Annotated in this window: 15 protein-coding genes; 7 read left to right on the plus strand and 8 right to left on the minus strand. The window is 40.6% G+C overall.

Translation table 11 applies throughout. The annotated features are described in order from the left end of the window. Positions 1 to 190: 190 nt before the first annotated feature. The 6 genes from HWQ47_RS09665 to HWQ47_RS09690 form a co-directional block, all read right to left on the minus strand. Positions 191 to 1,447, minus strand: a complete 1,257-nt coding sequence (locus tag HWQ47_RS09665; RefSeq protein WP_269970926.1) for an O-antigen ligase domain-containing protein — start codon at positions 1,445 to 1,447, stop codon at positions 191 to 193. Positions 1,448 to 1,461: 14 nt separating this feature from the next. Then, complete coding sequence (locus tag HWQ47_RS09670) at positions 1,462 to 2,868, minus strand: exopolysaccharide biosynthesis protein (RefSeq protein ID WP_269970927.1); 1,407 nt, start codon at positions 2,866 to 2,868, stop codon at positions 1,462 to 1,464. Between the two features lie 19 nt (positions 2,869 to 2,887). Beyond that, entirely contained in the window at positions 2,888 to 4,150 is a 1,263-nt protein-coding gene (locus HWQ47_RS09675) for a polysaccharide biosynthesis/export family protein (RefSeq protein WP_269970928.1), read from the minus strand. 72 nt (positions 4,151 to 4,222) lie between these two features. Further along, on the minus strand, positions 4,223 to 4,564 hold the full coding sequence (locus HWQ47_RS09680) for an STAS domain-containing protein (protein ID WP_269970929.1): 342 nt from the start codon (positions 4,562 to 4,564) through the stop codon (positions 4,223 to 4,225). A gap of 255 nt (positions 4,565 to 4,819) precedes the next feature. Beyond that, on the minus strand, positions 4,820 to 5,230 hold the full coding sequence (locus HWQ47_RS09685; RefSeq protein ID WP_333481915.1) for an ATP-binding protein: 411 nt from the start codon (positions 5,228 to 5,230) through the stop codon (positions 4,820 to 4,822). 79 nt (positions 5,231 to 5,309) lie between these two features. Beyond that, positions 5,310 to 6,626 (minus strand): SpoIIE family protein phosphatase, encoded by a 1,317-nt coding sequence (locus HWQ47_RS09690; protein ID WP_269970931.1) that lies wholly within the window; start codon positions 6,624 to 6,626, stop codon positions 5,310 to 5,312. A gap of 358 nt (positions 6,627 to 6,984) precedes the next feature. On the opposite strand from HWQ47_RS09690, the gene HWQ47_RS09695 reads away from it, so the two are divergent. The 4 genes from HWQ47_RS09695 (at position 6,985) to HWQ47_RS09710 (ending at position 13,793) form a co-directional block, all read left to right on the plus strand. Then, complete coding sequence (locus HWQ47_RS09695) at positions 6,985 to 7,905, plus strand: phosphate/phosphite/phosphonate ABC transporter substrate-binding protein (protein ID WP_269970932.1); 921 nt, start codon at positions 6,985 to 6,987, stop codon at positions 7,903 to 7,905. After that, positions 7,905 to 11,399: a PAS domain S-box protein gene (locus HWQ47_RS09700; protein WP_269970933.1), complete on the plus strand. Its 3,495-nt coding sequence runs from the start codon at positions 7,905 to 7,907 to the stop codon at positions 11,397 to 11,399. Before HWQ47_RS09695 ends, HWQ47_RS09700 begins: the two co-directional genes overlap by 1 nt. A gap of 93 nt (positions 11,400 to 11,492) precedes the next feature. Continuing rightward, positions 11,493 to 13,007: a sigma-54-dependent transcriptional regulator gene (locus tag HWQ47_RS09705; RefSeq protein ID WP_269970934.1), complete on the plus strand. Its 1,515-nt coding sequence runs from the start codon at positions 11,493 to 11,495 to the stop codon at positions 13,005 to 13,007. A 42-nt stretch (positions 13,008 to 13,049) separates the two neighbouring features. Further along, complete coding sequence (locus tag HWQ47_RS09710; RefSeq protein ID WP_269970935.1) at positions 13,050 to 13,793, plus strand: phosphatase; 744 nt, start codon at positions 13,050 to 13,052, stop codon at positions 13,791 to 13,793. A gap of 38 nt (positions 13,794 to 13,831) precedes the next feature. Here HWQ47_RS09710 and HWQ47_RS09715 read toward each other — a convergent pair whose 3' ends face one another. Next, complete coding sequence (locus HWQ47_RS09715) at positions 13,832 to 15,298, minus strand: capsule assembly Wzi family protein (RefSeq protein ID WP_269970936.1); 1,467 nt, start codon at positions 15,296 to 15,298, stop codon at positions 13,832 to 13,834. Between the two features lie 318 nt (positions 15,299 to 15,616). Between HWQ47_RS09715 and mak the strand changes: the two genes are divergently transcribed. From mak to HWQ47_RS09730, 3 genes are all read left to right on the plus strand, one after another. Further along, positions 15,617 to 16,507 (plus strand): fructokinase, encoded by an 891-nt coding sequence (gene mak / locus HWQ47_RS09720; RefSeq protein ID WP_269970937.1) that lies wholly within the window; start codon positions 15,617 to 15,619, stop codon positions 16,505 to 16,507. A gap of 82 nt (positions 16,508 to 16,589) precedes the next feature. Next, positions 16,590 to 17,375: a YdcF family protein gene (locus HWQ47_RS09725; RefSeq protein ID WP_269970938.1), complete on the plus strand. Its 786-nt coding sequence runs from the start codon at positions 16,590 to 16,592 to the stop codon at positions 17,373 to 17,375. Between the two features lie 21 nt (positions 17,376 to 17,396). Then, the gene (locus tag HWQ47_RS09730; protein WP_269970939.1) at positions 17,397 to 18,080 is read left to right on the plus strand and encodes a DUF2982 domain-containing protein; all 684 of its coding nucleotides are present in this window, start codon (positions 17,397 to 17,399) and stop codon (positions 18,078 to 18,080) included. Positions 18,081 to 18,133: 53 nt separating this feature from the next. Here HWQ47_RS09730 and HWQ47_RS09735 read toward each other — a convergent pair whose 3' ends face one another. Further along, positions 18,134 to 18,535, minus strand: a complete 402-nt coding sequence (locus tag HWQ47_RS09735; RefSeq protein ID WP_269970940.1) for a bactofilin family protein — start codon at positions 18,533 to 18,535, stop codon at positions 18,134 to 18,136. Positions 18,536 to 18,555: the final 20 nt, after the last annotated feature.

Genomic DNA, 18,555 nt, shown 5'->3' on the forward strand with positions numbered 1-18,555 from the left:
ATCATTCATATTTCATGCCAAGATTTGTGTTTTTTAAGTTACTGAAGTAATAAAGAAAAAATATTTAATTATCAAGGTTAATTATAGTTGTGCAAAGGGTTTGCAATTTTCCGTTAATATTGTGAGATGTGTTGCAAATTGCAAAGCTGAATTAGAGCTTGGAAATGACACTAAATGATATTTATTGGTTTTATGCTCCTTTTCGTTTATGTGCAATGCCAATAATAATTAACCCTGGCCAGAATAGGTAGACAAGGATTTCGAGATTTTCACCTAAAGTGTAAATACACAGTTGTAGCAATAGCGCTACTGAGGATGCTGCGATAATTGATTTAAACATCTCTCGAGAGAATGTTATTAAGCTAAATATAAGTGGAATTGCTAATGCTAGAGCTCCGGCAAGTCCTTTTACGAATAATAAACCATACCAAGTATGATGTGAGCCGATGTGCATATATTCAACCAAATGCGGACCTCGTTCTACTATTCCATGTCCCCATACAAGTGCTTCATTAGCCCAACGATCTAGTGCTATCTGGCTCAGATGCTCTCTAACTCGAGTAGAACCTGCTCTTGCTGATTTAATCGCTGCGATAATCATTTCTATTTTCTCGGTCACATGTGTACCTAAAAGGCCAAGTATAAGTACGGTAGGAGAGGCTAAGAAATAGAGCAAAGGCGACTTGTGCCAACGGATAAAGGTAAAGTAACAAAGTAAAAAAATATAACAGGCAATAGCTAATCTTGATTGCGATATTAATACCATAACAAGACTACCTAAGAGGCCATATACTTTATAACGGGTGGTTTTTTCTTGTATTGCAAAATTAAAGAAGAGATTCCCCATCATTCCTAAAGCTGGAGCCCAAGGGGTAAATAGTCGCCACCTAGGGGTACCACTACCGGGGTCTATTTCATATAAACTGACGCTAAAAAATTCAGGGCCGGGGCCACCGATAATACTCAACGGAGAAACATATAAGGTACTAGGTAGGCCAACAAGCCAAGCTAAAATACAGAAAGGGAGAATAATGAGTGTATGCTTGCAGACAATACAGGATGCGCGATAAATAAGTTCTGGACGAATATTCAATGAACCTATTAAGGGGAATATTGCAAATAGAGCCCAACCTTTTGCCCAACCTATGCTAGATTTGATTAATTTAGCTATTCCTAACTCATACTCAAAATGAGCAATGACTAGTGCGATAAGCATGATTAACATTCCAGCTATCCAATCAAACTGTGCTGTTGATGTGATATAGTTTTCTTTATCGTAGATAAAGCGCCTTGTCATTCTGAGGAACAGTACCCATCCTACTACGGGACCAACTATATATAGTGCGCCTAATAACCAGAAGACGTAGGTATAGGTTATACTGTACCAGATTAGTTTTTCGTCTGAATTCATTAGTGAAGTATCTGCTTTGAAGTTACCGCAACTCATGCATAGCTCCTCATTTACGTCATTAATATTTTCTGAAGTATTGGTTTTCTAACCCAGAGAATACTCAGTCCTGCTAGACAAAAAAGTGATGATAAAATTCCACCAAGTATTGCTAATATGACTACTAAGTTATTGGAATTTTTAGGAAATGTTGGCGGGGAAAGAAGTTGTATTAAGGGGTATGCTGAATATATATCTGCTTTCCCTATATCCATTTTGGCTATTGCGGAGGTGAATACAGCTGTTGCAAGCTGATGTCGACGATGTAAGTCTTGAAGTTTAGCTGCATCATTATTACTATTTTTTAGCCTGGTTTCCCATGTAATTATTTGTGCTGATAATGTATTGATTTCTTGGCTCAGCCCAGCACCATCAATTTCTAGAGAGAGCAGCTGTTTCATTAGCAGTGCTCGGCCATCAAGATCATCTGCTGAGAGTTTTAACATTAACGAGTCATCTTGATATCCTACTAGCTCTTTACAGCGTTTTCTTAAAGCTTTAAAGAGATTCTCTTGTTGTTGTGTTTGAGTCATGACCTGAGGATGTTTTTCTCCATATCGACCAGAGTATTCAGCTAAGGTTGTGGTCGTTTGAGTGTAGGTAACCAAGAGTTGTTGATAGAGTTGATCATTTTTTAATTTTAGTAAGTCGGAGGCTTGCTTAGTGTTAAGGGATAAATGAGTTTCAAGCATTTTTTGGCTGGCTATCACTCCTTGTAGTTTCGACACCATATTAACTTTATTTTGTCTTAGCCTCTCTATGATAAGGGCGATCTCTTTAAATTGTTCCAGAGAAACCAAACCTATTTTAGATTGAAAGTTGAGGATTTCCTCCTGACTTTTACTTACCTTTTTTGAAAAGCTATTCATACTCACTTTTACACCATTTTCTCTCTGTAGTACTTCATCATTTCTTAATTCCGAAAGTAGGGCTTGGAGACTGTGATAGTGTGCCCATGCAATGTCTTGAGCTTCTTGCGCTGTCTTTCCTGAAATAGTGAATTCTATTAGTCCTGTTTGGTTTGGTAATTTAAGCTTGGGCTCTCTCATGGCGCCCTGAGAAATATCTATTGATTGGGCTGCATAGTTTATTAGAATTTCGCTTTTTGATAATGCTTTATAATTTTCTCTAGGATCGATAGATGTGCTTGTATATGGTGAGGTACTGGTACTGGTTGCGTGACCTAAAGTTTCTAGGCTTATTAAAGTTCCAGTTCCTGCACCAGGTAAAATGAGTGTCCATTTACTTTCGAAATTAGTTGAAGAGAATGTTAGCGTTAAAATAACGAGTGTCCAGATAAAGGTTAATGCACCTAGAGCTGTTTTGATGTACACCCAACGACGAGCGTCTATTGTTAAGCTACTTCCTTTTATTGCTGCACGTTTAAGCCAGAGTAGTTGGCTGTGGTGATGTTTTCTCATAGCAAACCCTCGGCTTAACTTAAAATATACCTAATAGTGTTGCTGGTAGAATAATTTCAGTGATGGTACGTGCGATTTCTCGTAGGTTAGTCACGTCAGAATCGAAACAGGCGATACCATCACCAGGTAGTAATATAGGATTCATATCTGGTTGCCATGAATGGGCTATTAGCTTATCAATAGAGCGTTCAACTACATCAATTTTTTGGGTAAGCGGATTTTTTGTAATCAACATGACATGTCTGCTGGCATTAGTGCTTTGTGCTCCACCTACGCAATTACCGCCAATGACACCAGTCAGTAACCGGGTTCCATACGGGAATCGAGTTGCTTCAGTGTCCACTGCTGATTGCGAGTTACTGCTGGCAGGTTGAGTTAGATTAGAGATAAAAACTCGAATACCAGGAGGTGTGATCTGTGATGGTCTAGCAAGTGAGTCATCAAAGTGGGTATTTTGTGGAACGTGAATATGATCTTCTGCCATCAAAATAAGGTGGGGAACAGGCTCTCCGTTAAGCACACCAGTGAGATCAACTTCAATAATATGACGTCCTCTGGTGATCTGTATCTTGCTGATGTTAGCATCAGGGCTAATGCCGCCAGAGGCTTTTAATGCCATATATATACTTCTTCCTGCAGCTTGATCGCCAGAATGTCCACCATCATCATCACTTATTTCAGTATCTGATTTACGATTGATACTATGAAGGCCTGGTTCGAACACCGCACCAGAGACGCTAATTTGAATAGGAGCCCACCTTAATGGCATGATGCTGAGTCTTATTGCACCATCAATCATTAATTCCTCATCGATTAGTAACTGCTTTACGCTGGTTTTGAGAGATGAGATTGATACTCCCTGAGCTTTCAATGCTGGAAGATAAGGAAGGTAAATGAAGCCGTCGGCGTTGACTTCAACTTCCCCGCTAAATTCATCTCCATTTAATATATTAACACTGAGTCGATCACCAATAGACAGAAGTGGTGTGTTAAATAGCGTGGTAAATAAAGTATAGGATGAAAGTGTTTCTATTGTGCTATTTGCTTGTTTATTATCCTCTTTGGTAGTTGAAGGTTTGCCTCTTCTATAGGGAATTGTATTTCCATAATAGTGGCAGTTTTTCTGTGCTGTACTGTTTTGACCTTGCTTGAGCTTTTGGTTTGTATCATCATTTTTACATAGGTTTTCTAAGTGATAGATGTTGGGAGTAATGCAAGCTGATAAGCTGAGTAGGCCGCTCAATAGGAGCGCTTTCGAGAAAACGATGTAAGTTGGCTTCATGATAGCGACTCCATGATTTGTGTAGCTAATAGAAAAGTTTTCGGGTAATTGTCAGGTAATCTTAGCCTGAGGTTATTGTTCACATATATGTTCGATTGCGGCAGTTTTATCTTCATAAATCTCGAATACATGGTGTAAACGAGTGAGTTCTATTAACGCCCTAACCCCCGCGCTTGGTGAGAGCAAAACGATCTCCCCTGCTTTTTTCTGGGTAAGTTTGAGTGCGGAGACGAGAACGGATAAACCACTTGAATCGATATACTCAACTTGATGAAGATCTAACACAAGTTTATTGCTACCGGTTTCAATTTGTTGAGTTATGGCAGCTCTGAGAGTGGGTGTTTGGGTGATCACCATCTCTTTAGGAAGTGTCACTAAGCATGCATTATTGAGTGCTAAAGGGGAGAATGTCATATAAAGCTCCTTAGAAAATCATATTTATTTTTAAACGGTTAACGAATTATCTTACTGATTAATTTGCTGTTAAACAGTTATTGCATAAGTCGAGCCAAACTTTAAGGTGCTGAAAAGTATAGTTAAATATGTTTTTAACTATACTGATAATTATTAATGATTCAGAATGTGAAAGTTGCGATGCAGAATGCAAAGAGAAAAGTGGCGAGTAAAAGTAGCGTTGAGTAAAGTTGGAACTAAGAAAGTCTCGGCTCGCTAACTCCTTAAAAGACTTAGCCTTAGATGTGTACCCGCAACTGAAGATTGAAACCTCACCAGATCCATCCAATGTTGTATGATCCACAATCCTCGGCCGGAGAGTGATAAGGGAGGGGGACATGAGACCTCTTCATTTAGGGAGATGAAAGGAGAATTGTCCATTAGGTCTATGGTGATCAGGTCACTATTACAATGTAAAATGATGATGATCTCTTCGAGTTGGCTATTTGTGTGCTCAAGCACATTGGATAATGCCTCCAAAACACAAGTAATGACTTTAAATCTCTGCTGGGGATGAACATTATTCTGTGCTAGAAACCGTTCAAATTCTGTACATAACAAATTACTATTCAATACATGCTGTGACACATTTAATTTAATACTATTCATATATCCCCCGTGAGGCATTTTTACATTTTAAAGAACTTGAAATGTCTAGCGTGACATCTTGTTTTTCATACTGCTATTAACTTTATCGTGATTTAAATCAGTAGGTTGGAGTTGGGTTGGGTTCGGTGGCCCTTGGTGTAATTTGATTTGTAATGGAATTGAAGCTCAGTTTTTCGACATCATAGTCTGTATTAGAAAGTGTCGAATGTTGTGCTAATTCTGATGTCGAAATTATCATCATAGATATATCATCTTGAGGCTTCTTTTGCTGCCAGAGTTCTAATGAATGACATAGGTGATGCAACAAAGCTTCAGGTTTAAGCTGGTGGGCTTGATCACAGGTTTTGATTAATCGACATAGACCGAATTCGCCAAATTTAGGGTGGCGACATTCATATAATCCATCTGAGTAGAGCATGAGGTGTTGATGGCTGTTTAGGATTAGAACATTATTTTGATATTGATGTTGATTATCGATGCCTAAAGGTAACCCTGCATCTAATGTCATTAATGAAGCCCCACTTTCATCAAGCAGTATGGGTTGAGGATGCCCCGCTAACGTGAGTTTTACTTTACCAGTAAACGTGTTAGCAACACCGAGTATTAGGGTTGCAAACCGGCCAGTGTTTTCAGGATCTTCAAAATCTCTATTAAGTTGATTAACGATTAAAGCCGGATTTAAACTTTCCCAGTGGCAGCTGCTACAACTAAGTTGTTGCGCTAGAGTGAAGCTTTGCATGGAAGCTGCGATACCGTGTCCAGTGACATCCAACAAGTAAAAACCTATGTGTTCTCGATCAATATTGATGCATTGAAAGATATCGCCAGCAAGTTCTTGTGCCGGTTTAAAGCGGGTAGCTAGATGCCATTGATTGATAAGTTGCCCGGAAGAGGGCAGATGTGAACCTTGTAACTGAGCTGCACTTTTTAGATCATCTTGAATCTGTTCAAGATATGCATGCTCCTTATTGAGAGCTGTATTGAGTTTATGATTTTTATCCGTGAGTCTGCGCTGCAGATTTACGATTCTCGCAGCAGCTAATATTCTCACCTTTAGTACACTGGGAATAAATGGCTTAGAGAGAAAATCATCGGCTCCGGATTCTATTCCAACAACAATATGCTCAGCTAAGCTATTGGCTGTTAACAGTATAATGTAAGGAGGAAGCGTTAAACTTTTAAGGTATAAACAAAGTTCTGGTCCAGTTAACCCAGGCATTCTCCAGTCACTGATGACGATATCAACAGCTTGTTTAGGGTATTGTATGATTGCTTGTTCTGCACTGCCACAACAGATCACGTTAAGCCCCATACTTGTTAATAGCCCAACAATAAAACAACGCTCACTTTGAGTATCCTCTACTACTAAGATCGTTAAATTCTGTGTTTGTTGTTGGAATAAAGTATCAAGCATTAGATGTTTCCTTGAAGAATACTTGTAGTAACTAAAAAAGCAACTACTGTGCCATACTTTTTTCCCCACCTTATATCTGTTGATTTAATTGTATTAATTAAACTATTTTTGATTAGGTATTATTTTTTAAGTGATATTTCTTTGCAAAATGCAATGAGGTCCACATCTTGAAAATAGGTGATTACGTAACTAAACTTATTAGACGAGTTGATAATTTTATTTTAGCAATCAAACATTTGAAATGTACTTAGGTCAATAGTGATAAGTACACCATGGAAGTCATCAATTGGGTTGGCGACTTTAAATGGCATAGGCTTTGCGTAGTAATGGGAAATCATTATTGCTAAGGAGATGCAAAGTGAAGATATTAATATTGTCGAATAAGGTGACTCTTTCAATGTTGTTATTAAGTGTTAGCTGTATGGGGCTTAGTCAAGGTATTGATATTAAAGAGGAAATAAACGAATTTAATGAGCCGGTGGTACTGGTGTTTGGTATTGTGCCTCAACAAGCGGCGAGTACTCTGGCTCGTTTATGGTCTCCTGTTTTTGAGCAGTTGTCTCAAAATGCGAATTTTCAATTGCGTTTTGCTACAGCGCGCGATATTCCCACTTTTGAAAAAAGGCTTGCTTTGGGGGAGTACGATGTTGCGTATATGAACCCATATCACTATACGGTTTTCCATGATTCAGTTGGTTATCAAGCTTTAGTGAAACAGAAGGACAAAAAAATCAAAGGGATTATTGTCGTGAGGAAAGACTCACCTATTCAATCACTAGCGGAGTTAGACGGTAAGAAGGTCGCTTTTCCTGCTCCCGCCGCGTTTGCAGCCAGTGTTTTACCTAGGGCAAACCTTAAACTTGAAGGTATAGAAGCGGAAGTTAAGTACGTTGGCTCACATGATTCGGTTTATCTTGCCGTTGCTCAAAATCTTGTTGATGCCGGAGGAGGAGTAAAGCGAACCTTTAACACCATGGATGAATCGACGTCAGATCAACTACGGGTTTTGTGGGGGACTCCAGGTTATACCCCCCATGCGATAGCTATCCATCCAAGAGTTCCTTCTGCAATCGTTAATGAACTGAAACGACGCCTTGTCGCGTTAGCATCTTCACCTGAAGGGCGTGAAGTGCTAAATAAATTAAGATTTAACAGCTTTGAACCTGCACTTGATAGTGATTGGGATGATGTTAGAGCATTAGGTTTAGGTGAATTTTCTAAACCTTTGGCTAATTCTGAGCAAGATCAGACTGATATTACTCCGATTGGAGCGCGCTAGTGTCTTTCCGGCTAAAAACGGTATTAGGGATAGCCTTCATTGAGGGGGTATTACTCCTGCTGTTGGTGTATACCAGCGTCGATTATCTGAAAAGTTCCAATGAAGCTGAAATATCAAAACGAGCCAATGCGATAGTGACGCTTTTTGCTGCCGCGACCAAGGATGCGGTTATTAGCACTGATGTCTCAACGCTGCAAGTGCTCGCTAATGAGCTACTCGTACATACTCAAGTTTTGTATGTGAATATCTACGATGAAAATTCATTGTTGGTCGGGTTAGGGGAGGGGAGGAAGGAGGATATTCATTCACAGTCTGATGATATAGCTGCTATTGATAACGGTATTTTAGATGTTAAGGCTGATATTTTAGAGTCTGGGTATCGTTTTGGTTATATCGAACTTGGAATTGCGGTGCATGAATTTGATGAGTTTTTAGCCAGTGCAACGACTCGTTTTTTTTCCATAGCAGGATTAGAAATGGTGTTAGTTGCACTTTTCTCTTGGCTCTTAGGCCATTATTTAACAAGTAATCTAAGTGAACTGAAAATTGCCTCAAATCGCATTTTGCAAGGTGAGACAGGAATACAAATTTCAGTCACATCGACTGATGAAATAGGACAAACAACTCGAGCATTTAACCGAATGATAGATAAGGTTGAAAGAAATGCTAAGGAGTTAGAGGGGGTAAATACCCGTTTAAATGCCATTCTTTCAGCGGCCATAGATGGCTACATTATTATCGATGTTTATGGGGTTATCACCCAAGTTAACCCCGCTGTTTGTCGCCTTTTTGGTTACGGGACTCAAGACATTATAGGTAAAAATGTTTCTATTTTTATGCCAAGTTACGAGCGACATATGCATGATGCTTTTCTTAAACGTTTTATTGACGGAAAGCGAGAAGTCCCTCAACGAAATGGACGGGAATTGATGGCGCAACATAAAGATGGTTCCTTGTTTCCCATTGAACTTTCTGTGTCGAAAATGACCATTGAAAATGACATTATGTTGTTGGGTTTAGTTAAGGATCTCAGTGATATAAAACGCAAAGAGATAGCTGCACAAAGAACGGAGTCCATTTTATTAGCGACCCTTGAAGCGAGTCAGGATGCGTTAATAACGATTGATATTACAGGTAAAATCCAAGAGTTCAATAATGCAGCTTGTCAGCTTTTTAGTCATGAAAGCAATACCGTATTAGGTCAAAGATTGGAAGACTTGATTTTTGATGGAGTAGAAAAGAGCTGTTTTAAACAAGGGTTAGAAGAGTTTCGTCGCACAGGCTCTGGGCCTGCAATAAAGAAAAGCATTGAGTTAATGTCGGTTAAAAGTGATGGCAGCAAACTACCGATTGAAATGACAATGATCCCTGTTCAATTGGGAGATGAAATTTTGTTAACTGCGTTTATTCATGATATTTCGACGCGTATGGAGTATGAATCGCAACTAATGCAAGCTAAAGAGGAGGCTGAATCTGGGAGTAAAGCCAAATCTAGGTTCTTAGCCACAATGAGCCATGAGATCCGCTCTCCATTGAATGCCGTGTTAGGCAGTGTCGAGCTTATCTTAGATTCAGAATTAAATGAGGAACAAAGGCTTTATGCCTATACAGCTAGAGAGGCTGGAACGGCGCTACTAAGCACCATCAATGACATTTTAGATTTCTCTAAGATTGAAGCTGGGCAAATGAAACTTGAATCTAGCTGCTTTTCACCTGAAAAATTAGTTTCCCAAGTAATGCAGATCCTTGTGCCAAAGGCGACTGAAAAAGGAGTGAACCTTGCGACCTTTATTAACCGTAATGTGCCTGAAATGGTCAAGGGAGATGAACAACGTTTACGGCAAGTCCTGCATAATTTAATCGACAATGCGATTAAATTTTCTGATTCAGGCTGTGTCTCGGTAGAGATGTGGATCCCTGATAGCCATCATCAAGAAGTACAGCTTTATTGTACTGTTACTGATGAAGGAATAGGCGTGAGTTTGTCTGCTCAGAAGAATCTATTTCAGGAGTTTAGTCAGGTACATGATCAGCATAATACTATGTATAAAGGCACTGGCTTAGGTTTAGCAATCTGTTCAGAGCTTATAACTATGATGGGGGGACAAATTGAATTAAGCAGCCGGTTGGGTCATGGCAGCTGTTTTAGGTTTGATGTGCGCTTGCAGCTTGAGGAGCGTGAGCAAAATCATTTTTATCACCTACCTTCCCATACTCGAGTGCTACTGGTTCATCCAGATACGACTTTCGTTGAGTTGCTCAGGAAGCAATATAGTCAATATGGTGTCCATAGTGCGAATGTTGCTAGCGTCTCTGAAATATTGAGTAGCGATGATGCAAAGGGGCGTTTCAATTTAATACTCATAGATGAAACGAGTTTATCTGAGCTTAATCTTAAAATGACAGCTTTATTGGAACGTGATTTTTTATTTGAAGACGGCATGATAGCGCTCTTGGTCTCAGGGTTACGCTCGAATATATCTGCGGAGCTGTCAGAGATTGGACTCAAGCTGGTGATTAATAAGCCTCTATGCCGTGAAATGTTGCTCAGTTTATTGAGTAAGACTCATATTAAAAAAGTAGAGCAGAGTACAGATGAAATTTTGTTACCCGATCAGACGCCTAGAAATAAGTTACTGTTATTGGCTGAAGATAGCCTTTCAAACCAGTTAGTAGCCGGTGCAATGTTAACCAAGTCAGGCTTTGAAATTGAATATGCTAATAATGGTGTCGAAGCTGTCTCTATGGCAGAAAAGAAAGATTATGGTTTGATTTTAATGGATATGCGTATGCCAGAGATGGATGGAGTGGAAGCTGCAAGGTTAATTTTATTGCGTCAACCCGATACTATTATCTTAGCGATGACGGCTAATGTACAGCAGGAGGATATGGATAGTTGTTTATCGGTAGGGATGAAGGACTTTGTGCCTAAGCCTGTGAATAAGGGCGATCTGATCAAGACGATTAAGCATTGGCTACCCATAATTACTGATAAATCGAATGTCGTTGAAATAGATAAAAATATCACAGTATTAAATGAATCAAAAAGTTGTGAACATCTAGATGAGGACATAAGCTTTAAAAGCAATGCATCAGAGACCTTAAAAATGGTATGTGAAACAGATAGTGTTCTTGAATTATTAAATGATTCAGAAAAATTATTCGATGAGGGTGTTATCTCTGAACTTTTTGATGTGCTTGGTCAAGACTCTGTACGCGGGATGTATTCAGTGTACTTAACTGAAACGACGGAGAGGCTCGAAATCTTAAAAACCTTGATGGTAAATAGAGATTACAATGAAATAGACAATCAAGCCCATACGTTAAAGAGTAGCTCAGGAAGTTTCGGTGCCCAAGCTCTGTATGAGGTCGCAAAAAACCTCGAACAAAGTGCGAGAGATCATGATGATAAAGGCATCGAGTCCTATTTTGCAGCAGTACAGGAAGTTGGAGATCTAACGGTAAAAGCGTTTAAGGATAGGTTTACGGCTTAAAGGCCCGTTTCCTATTATTCCCTTGCTTTAAATACAGCACAGAGCCTTAAATTTGCGTCAAACTTAGAACTAGAAGTGAGGTAACGAACATATATGGAAATAAATCACTCGTTTACCGTGTTGTTAGTGGAAGACAGTATGTCGCTTGGCGCGCTCTATACAGAGTACTTACGTGCTGAAGGAGCCAAAGTTACCCATGTAAATCATGGAGAAGATGCATTAAACGAATTAACTCAATGGCAACCCGATCTTTTAGTGCTCGATATCAAATTACCTGATATGTCAGGTATGGATATTTTACAAAAAGTTCAATCTAGTCATGCAGGTATTACCGTTATCATGATCACCGCCCATGGCACCATAGATTTGGCTGTGGAATCAATGAAGTCCGGTGCTTTTGATTTTTTAATCAAACCTTTCGATGCGAAGCGTCTCTCTATTACGATACGAAATGCCCTTAAGCAACGTCAACTAGTGACACTTGTAGCCAAATATGAACAAAGCTTGCCAAAAGCTAATTACATGGGTTTTATTGGCGACTCTCTGTCGATGCAAACGGTTTATAAAACCATAGACTGCGTTGCAAATAGCAAAGCTTCGGTTTTTATTGTTGGTGAAAGTGGTACGGGTAAGGAGGTTTGTGCCCATGCCATTCACCATGCGGGAAACCGGCAAGAGCAGTCTTTTGTGGCTCTTAATTGTGCATCTATCCCTAAAGACTTGATTGAAAGTGAAATATTCGGTCATACCAAAGGTGCATTCACGGGAGCGATTGCTAATAGAGATGGAGCTGCGACTCGGGCGCATAGAGGTACCCTTTTTCTTGATGAAATCTGTGAAATGGATCTGGAGCTACAGAGCAAGTTGCTACGCTTTATTCAAACTGGAGTTTTTCAAAAAGTGGGTGGAACCAAAGAAGAAAAAGTAGATGTACGTTTTGTTAGCGCCACCAATAAAGTTCCCTGGGAAGAGGTACAAAAGGGACGTTTTAGAGAGGATCTTTTTTATCGTCTTCATGTTATTCCTATCGAGTTACCCCCGCTAAGAAATAGGGGGAAAGATATTCTATTGTTGGCGGAGAAATTGCTGAACGAATATAATTATGAGGAAGGAAAGCAGTTTAAATCCTTAAGTCGTGATGTAAAGAAATTACTTCAAGCCTATGATTGGCCTGGTAATGTAAGACAATTACAGAATGTTATTAGGCAAGTAGTGGTATTGAATTCATCTAATGTAGTAGAGGTTTCAATGTTACCGGCACAACTGACTTCGAGTTTAAGTCGCACGAGCTTAGTGCAACCAATAATAGAGAAGCAATTAGTTTCAGAAGTCGGAATTTGTTTAACTGATGGAACTCTGTTGGGTGCCTCTTCTAAGGAGAAGCGTGACGACTTTAATCAGGTGGGAATAGAGGTTTCGATGAATAAAGCAGATGCAAGTAAAGCGATTATTCCTCTGTGGTTATCAGAGAAACAAACGATTGAAGCAGCGATTAAACAATGTGATGGCAATGTTCCCAAAGCTGCGGCATTATTAGACATTAGCGCGTCAACCATCTACCGAAAGCGTCAAAATTGGGAAGAGCAGAATGTCATTTCTGAAGGTTAGCTCAGCTCAAATGGCTTGGCGTTTACTTATAAGAGAGCCGAAATGCAGTATCTCGTCGACACACATGCCCATACAGTAGCCTCAACCCACGCCTATAGTACTATTCATGATTATATTACCGTAGCCAAGGAGAAAGGGCTTAAACTCTTTGCGATAACAGACCACGGTCCAGATATGGCTGATGCGCCTCATTTTTGGCACTTCGTCAATATGAGAGTGTTACCTAGAGTCGTCGATGGCGTTGGGATCTTAAGAGGGATAGAGGCTAATATAAAAAATGTTACTGGAGAGATAGATTTTTTTGGTGATTACCTCCAAGAATTAGATATCGTACTTGCAGGTTTTCACGAGCCTGTATTCCCTCCTTCTGACCGTCAAACCCACACTAAAGCCATGATTGCGACAATTAAAAGTGGTTGCGTTGATATCATTACTCATCCTGGGAATCCTGCTTATCCGATAGATATTAATTTAGTCGCTCAAGCCGCCGCAACATATAATGTGGCATTGGAAATTAATAACTCTTCATTTTTAGCTTCGCGTAAGGGCAGTGAAGGGAACTGTTTAGCCATTGCTAGAGCCGTTCGAGATGCGGGTGGCTTACTGGTTATGGGCTCAGATTCTCATGTGTCATTTTCTCTGGGAGAGTTTGAACATGCCATCGATATTATTAATAAGGCTGAATTTCCCCATGAGAGATTACTGAATAGAAGCCCGAGGGCTTTGCTGTCATTTTTAGCCGATAGAGGACATAAGACGTTAGCAGATTTTGCTGAACTAGAATGAAGCCCTAGACTTTAATATCTAGGACTTCAATGTGTTAACTAGAAACTTCTTTCCCAACCTGCGTAGATGGTGGTATCCCAATCGTTACCGCCACTGCTTATATACTGGCTGTAACCTAATGTACCACCGACTTTCAACGTACCTTCATAGAATGGGCGATGATAGCTGGTATCTAACTGATAAACACGCTCGTACTCGTTAGGCGAAAGGGGGTTGCCACCTTCAGGGCTTCCGGTATCGGTTCCATCAGTATTAAGTCTTAACCAACGCAGTTTATTGGTGATGTTTTGTCCGCCACCGAGTTGAGTTATCCCACCTATGACTAAGGTTGCTGAATCATTATCATAGGTACTACCTAGACTTTTACCATAATAGCGATAACCGCTCTGGTAGAAACCATGTTCATACATGCAGTTATAAACATCAGAGTCGGCACCACAGGCTGCTCTAGTATCCGAATACTCGATAAAGACACGAGTATTTATATCAGCTAAAACAAAATCGATACCCCCCATATTAGAGGCGTTAATGAGTTTGTTTTTTCCATTGTGATAATCTTCGTGAATACGCTCGTAGTAAATACCGTAAGGAATGCCAAAGGCGGTATCTGACCAGCGGAAATCGTAACCTGCTAGCATGTTCTCTTGACCGTTTTCTATTTCACTTTCATTCATGCCGCCATTAAATAATCCATCCCACCAATCTCCCAAACTGTTGCCATAACCTTCTCCGCCCCATTGCATGGTCCATGAAAAGCCGATTTCCAGTTGTGAGATAGGACGCAGTGTACCGCGAGCTCCCCAGTGTTTAGTATCAGGTACATAACGGTCACTTTCCATTTCGCTAAAGCTGGTGGTAAAGGTCCATGGACCAATCCAATTTAGCCAAGGGGTTTCGAAAGCTTGACTGTTATTACGGCTGAAAGTGATCCCTGGCATTGGTCGGGCATTGGTGGTCTGAATTAGTCCGGTATCCCAACTTGGTCCCCAGTATTTCTGTTGTGCCCCCGCGCTAACTATCCAGTTGCCAAGCATAACAGCGGCAAAGCTGTTATCTAAACGTGTACTGTTTCCATCTATAGGATCGTAGTGATAACTTGCTGTAAGACGTCCACTATACCAGTCTTGGGTCACTTCAGCGCTGACGACTGTTTGAGCTTTGTCGCGATAATCTTGTCCAAAGCCAATAAAGCGAGTGGGATCTGAGGCTGCAGCCAGTTCAACTTTAGTGTTCACGCTACGGTGATCTTTGATGTAAGCAGCATTAACACGCTCGAATGCAGATATTTGGATAGTGCTGAACTTGGATTGATTGGCTTTGTCCATATCTTGCTTGATACCTATCCACATTAGTGGGTAGGTGGTGACTGGCTGTAATATGACTCCGGTATCTGAAAGCAATTGAATATCTGCTCGTAGCGCTAGATCGTTAGGTTCAACCCACCAAGCTGCCTGTAGGGAGCTAGAGCTTAAAAGTAATAATGCTGGTAATATTCTGATTTTCATAGTGTTCCCTTTTAATATTGCGAGCATTCTAGAACAAATGGAATCAATGGAAAAGATCCGAGTTATCTGACGTAGCAAATAGTTACTCAGGTTGTGACTGTGTTGCCGTTTTGTTTTCTTTTGGTTTTTTTTGCTTGAAATGTTTGTTATTGGTCAGTTCTGACTTAATTTCTTTTGCTATAAAGTGCTTATGTATTCAAATAGGGGATATTTATTATTGCAAATGGGTATAAGTGGAGTGAGGCAAACTCTCGCTACTTGAATCGATAACTCATATATTGATTAACTTAAAAATATAATAAATGTGGAGCAGAACATATGTTGCGAATGGGTGTCGATCTTGGTGGAAGCAAAATTGAAATAGTTGCCTTAAATGATGAAGGAGATGAACTTTTCCGCAAACGTATTGCGACTCCACGAGAGTACCTAGCAACATTAGATGCCATAGAGGTTCTGGTGAATAAAACAGAGACTTTACTTGGTGAAATTGGGAGTGTTGGCGTCGGGATCCCTGGCGTCATTTCCCCCTATTCTGGTTTGGTTAAAAATGCTAATTCAACGTGGATTAACGGTCATCCATTAGATATGGATCTTGGTGAACGCTTAGGACGTGAAGTGAGGGTCGCGAACGATGCTAATTGCTTTGCTGTTTCAGAGGCCACTGATGGAGCGGCTGCCGGTAAAGGGGTCGTATTTGGCGTGATCATCGGTACGGGGTGTGGTGCGGGCGTAGCGATTAATGGCAAGGTTCATAGCGGCGGTAATGGGATAGGTGGTGAGTGGGGGCATAACCCTTTGCCTTGGATGAGAGCTGATGAATTCAATACCACCTCCTGTTTTTGCGGTAACAGAGATTGTATTGAGACGTTTGTTTCCGGTACGGGTTTTGTCAGAGATTACAGAGCCGCTGGGGGAGAGGCGGTCAGTGGCATTGAAATCGCAGCATTGGTTGAAACTGGAGATCGCACTGCTAAGGCTGCGTTTGAGCGATATATCGATAGGTTAGCGCGCTCACTGGCTCATGTGATCAATATCCTCGATCCTGATGTGATAGTTTTGGGAGGCGGCGTGTCTAACATTGAAACCATTTATCTCCTGTTACCTGATGTTTTGCCCAAATATGTACTGGGTGGCGAGTGTCGCACGCCAGTGCTACAGAATATGTACGGGGGATCTTCTGGTGTGAGAGGCGCTGCTTGGTTGTGGTAGCCTTGATAGCAAACAAGCACTTTGAGCTAGGGAGGGAAGTTGCTAGAATAGCCGCCGGACTCTTAAATGGATGTTGGACTCGATGTTTTGGTTAAAGAAAATACTTTCACAGTTGTTTATGCCTGTGCCCCTGATTGTGCTAATTCTGTTATTTGCTTTGGTGATCCTTCGAAATAGAAAATTAGTCCGCAGCATTCTATCTGTTGTTATTGTATTACTGGTTTTTTTAAGTAGCACACCTGGCAGTAATTTACTGAGTTCCCCCTTGGAAAGCGAGTATACGGTCAATAGTGATGCCATTCCTAAGGGCTGTTTAGTCATGGTACTAGGCAGTGGTCATGATGATTCAGTTTTAGGCACGGCAATACAGAAATTATCTTCAACAGCGCTAACACGATTAAGTGAAGGGATCCGTCAATTTCATCTTGGCAGTGATTGTAAATTAGTGGTCAGCGGTTGGAGCGGGGTAGAGGGAGCACGATCTCATGCTGAAGTGATGGCAGAAGCGGCGGTTGAGTTAGGCGTTTCTAAAGATCGCATCATCACCTTCCCATTGGCAAGGGACACGATAGAGGAAGCAGAGTTTCTCAAGTGGGAGGTCGGAAATTATCCTTTTAGATTAGTGACCTCAGCGACTCATATGCCACGTTCTATGGCGATATTCCAAAATATGGGTTTGAATCCAGAGCCTGCCCCCACCGATTTCATGACTCGAAATGGTTATTGGTGGCAGTTGGATGCACATAACTTATGGTCATCACAACGGGCCATTCATGAATATGTTGGTCGTCTTTGGTTTAGCCTCAAACATCAAAACGACAGTGTTATCATTGGCAAGGACCCTTCTCTTGCGAGAGAAAATCGCTAACATTTATATTTAGGATTAGTTTTGAACATTGAAGTCATACAAGTGCGTTCGGGCGTTAAACGAAATGCCATCACATTAACTTGCTTAGGTTTTGTCGGTATCATTTTAAGTTTAGTATTGTTTCTCAGTTCGTCAGCCCTTTTTGGGCCAGGTCTATGTATTTTTACCTTAGGTATTATCTCTACGGTGCTTGGGATCTCAAAACAGATGGAGCCTGAAGTGAGTGTAACTTTATCTGCTGAAGGATTGAGTTACCATCATAGAAGAGGTAGCTTGCTTATTGAATGGGGGAATATTCAACGTTTTGATAGCCCCAAAAGTCGAGATGGATTAGAGACTATTGAGCTGCCTTTTATTGGAATACGTTTGAAAAAAGTTAATCCAGTGTTGGATATGATCCCCGGTCGACTTGCTACAGGGCTATTGACTGAGCAGCGGCCCTTGTTAATGTCTGCTGTGACTTTAGATGAAAGTCTAGAAGCGCTGGAAGATTACCTAAATTCTGAGTTTACACCATTGTTGATTAATGGAGACCGATACAGAGGAGTACTTGCCATGTTTGGCCACCGATGTGAGATGCTCAATAGGAATCTAGGCTATCACCTGTATATTCCATTTGATTGCTTGGATAGAGAACCAAAAGAGTTTTTGCGCTTGTTGCGGAATTACCTAAAAGAGGTAAAAAAGCTTGATCTAACAGACTGAAACCGCTTGGGAATGAAATGTGATAATAAACGTCCACGTTTGACTGAACTAGGTTAATTGGATTGCAATTCGCCTTCGATGTCATCATCCATTTTCTGCTCGAAGGTGTTTAATAAAGCTATCTCTTCTCTGACTCGCATACCTATAAACTGTCCACCTTCAAAAATCTCCATAGACTCGCAGGCAACTTCGCCTTCTACAGTGCCGGTACTGGTGATGTTTAGCTTGTCGCATTTGAGCTTTCCTTTGAAATTGCCTGCAACTTTTAGTTCAGAACAGCTTAGTTCTCCATCAATATAGCCATCGACTTCAATGGTTATTTTACCCGCCGAACTTATTTTTCCATTAACTTCACCACCAATTAAAGCCTCTCCTGCAAAATGGCATTCACCTGATAACTTTGTTCCTTGGGCTACAAAAGTTAACCCGGGGTTCGATCTCTTTTTTGCAAACATAAGCGTCTTAAATTGGCGTC

This window comes from Shewanella sp. MTB7 (assembly GCF_027571385.1).
Classification (GTDB): Bacteria; Pseudomonadota; Gammaproteobacteria; order Enterobacterales; family Shewanellaceae; genus Shewanella.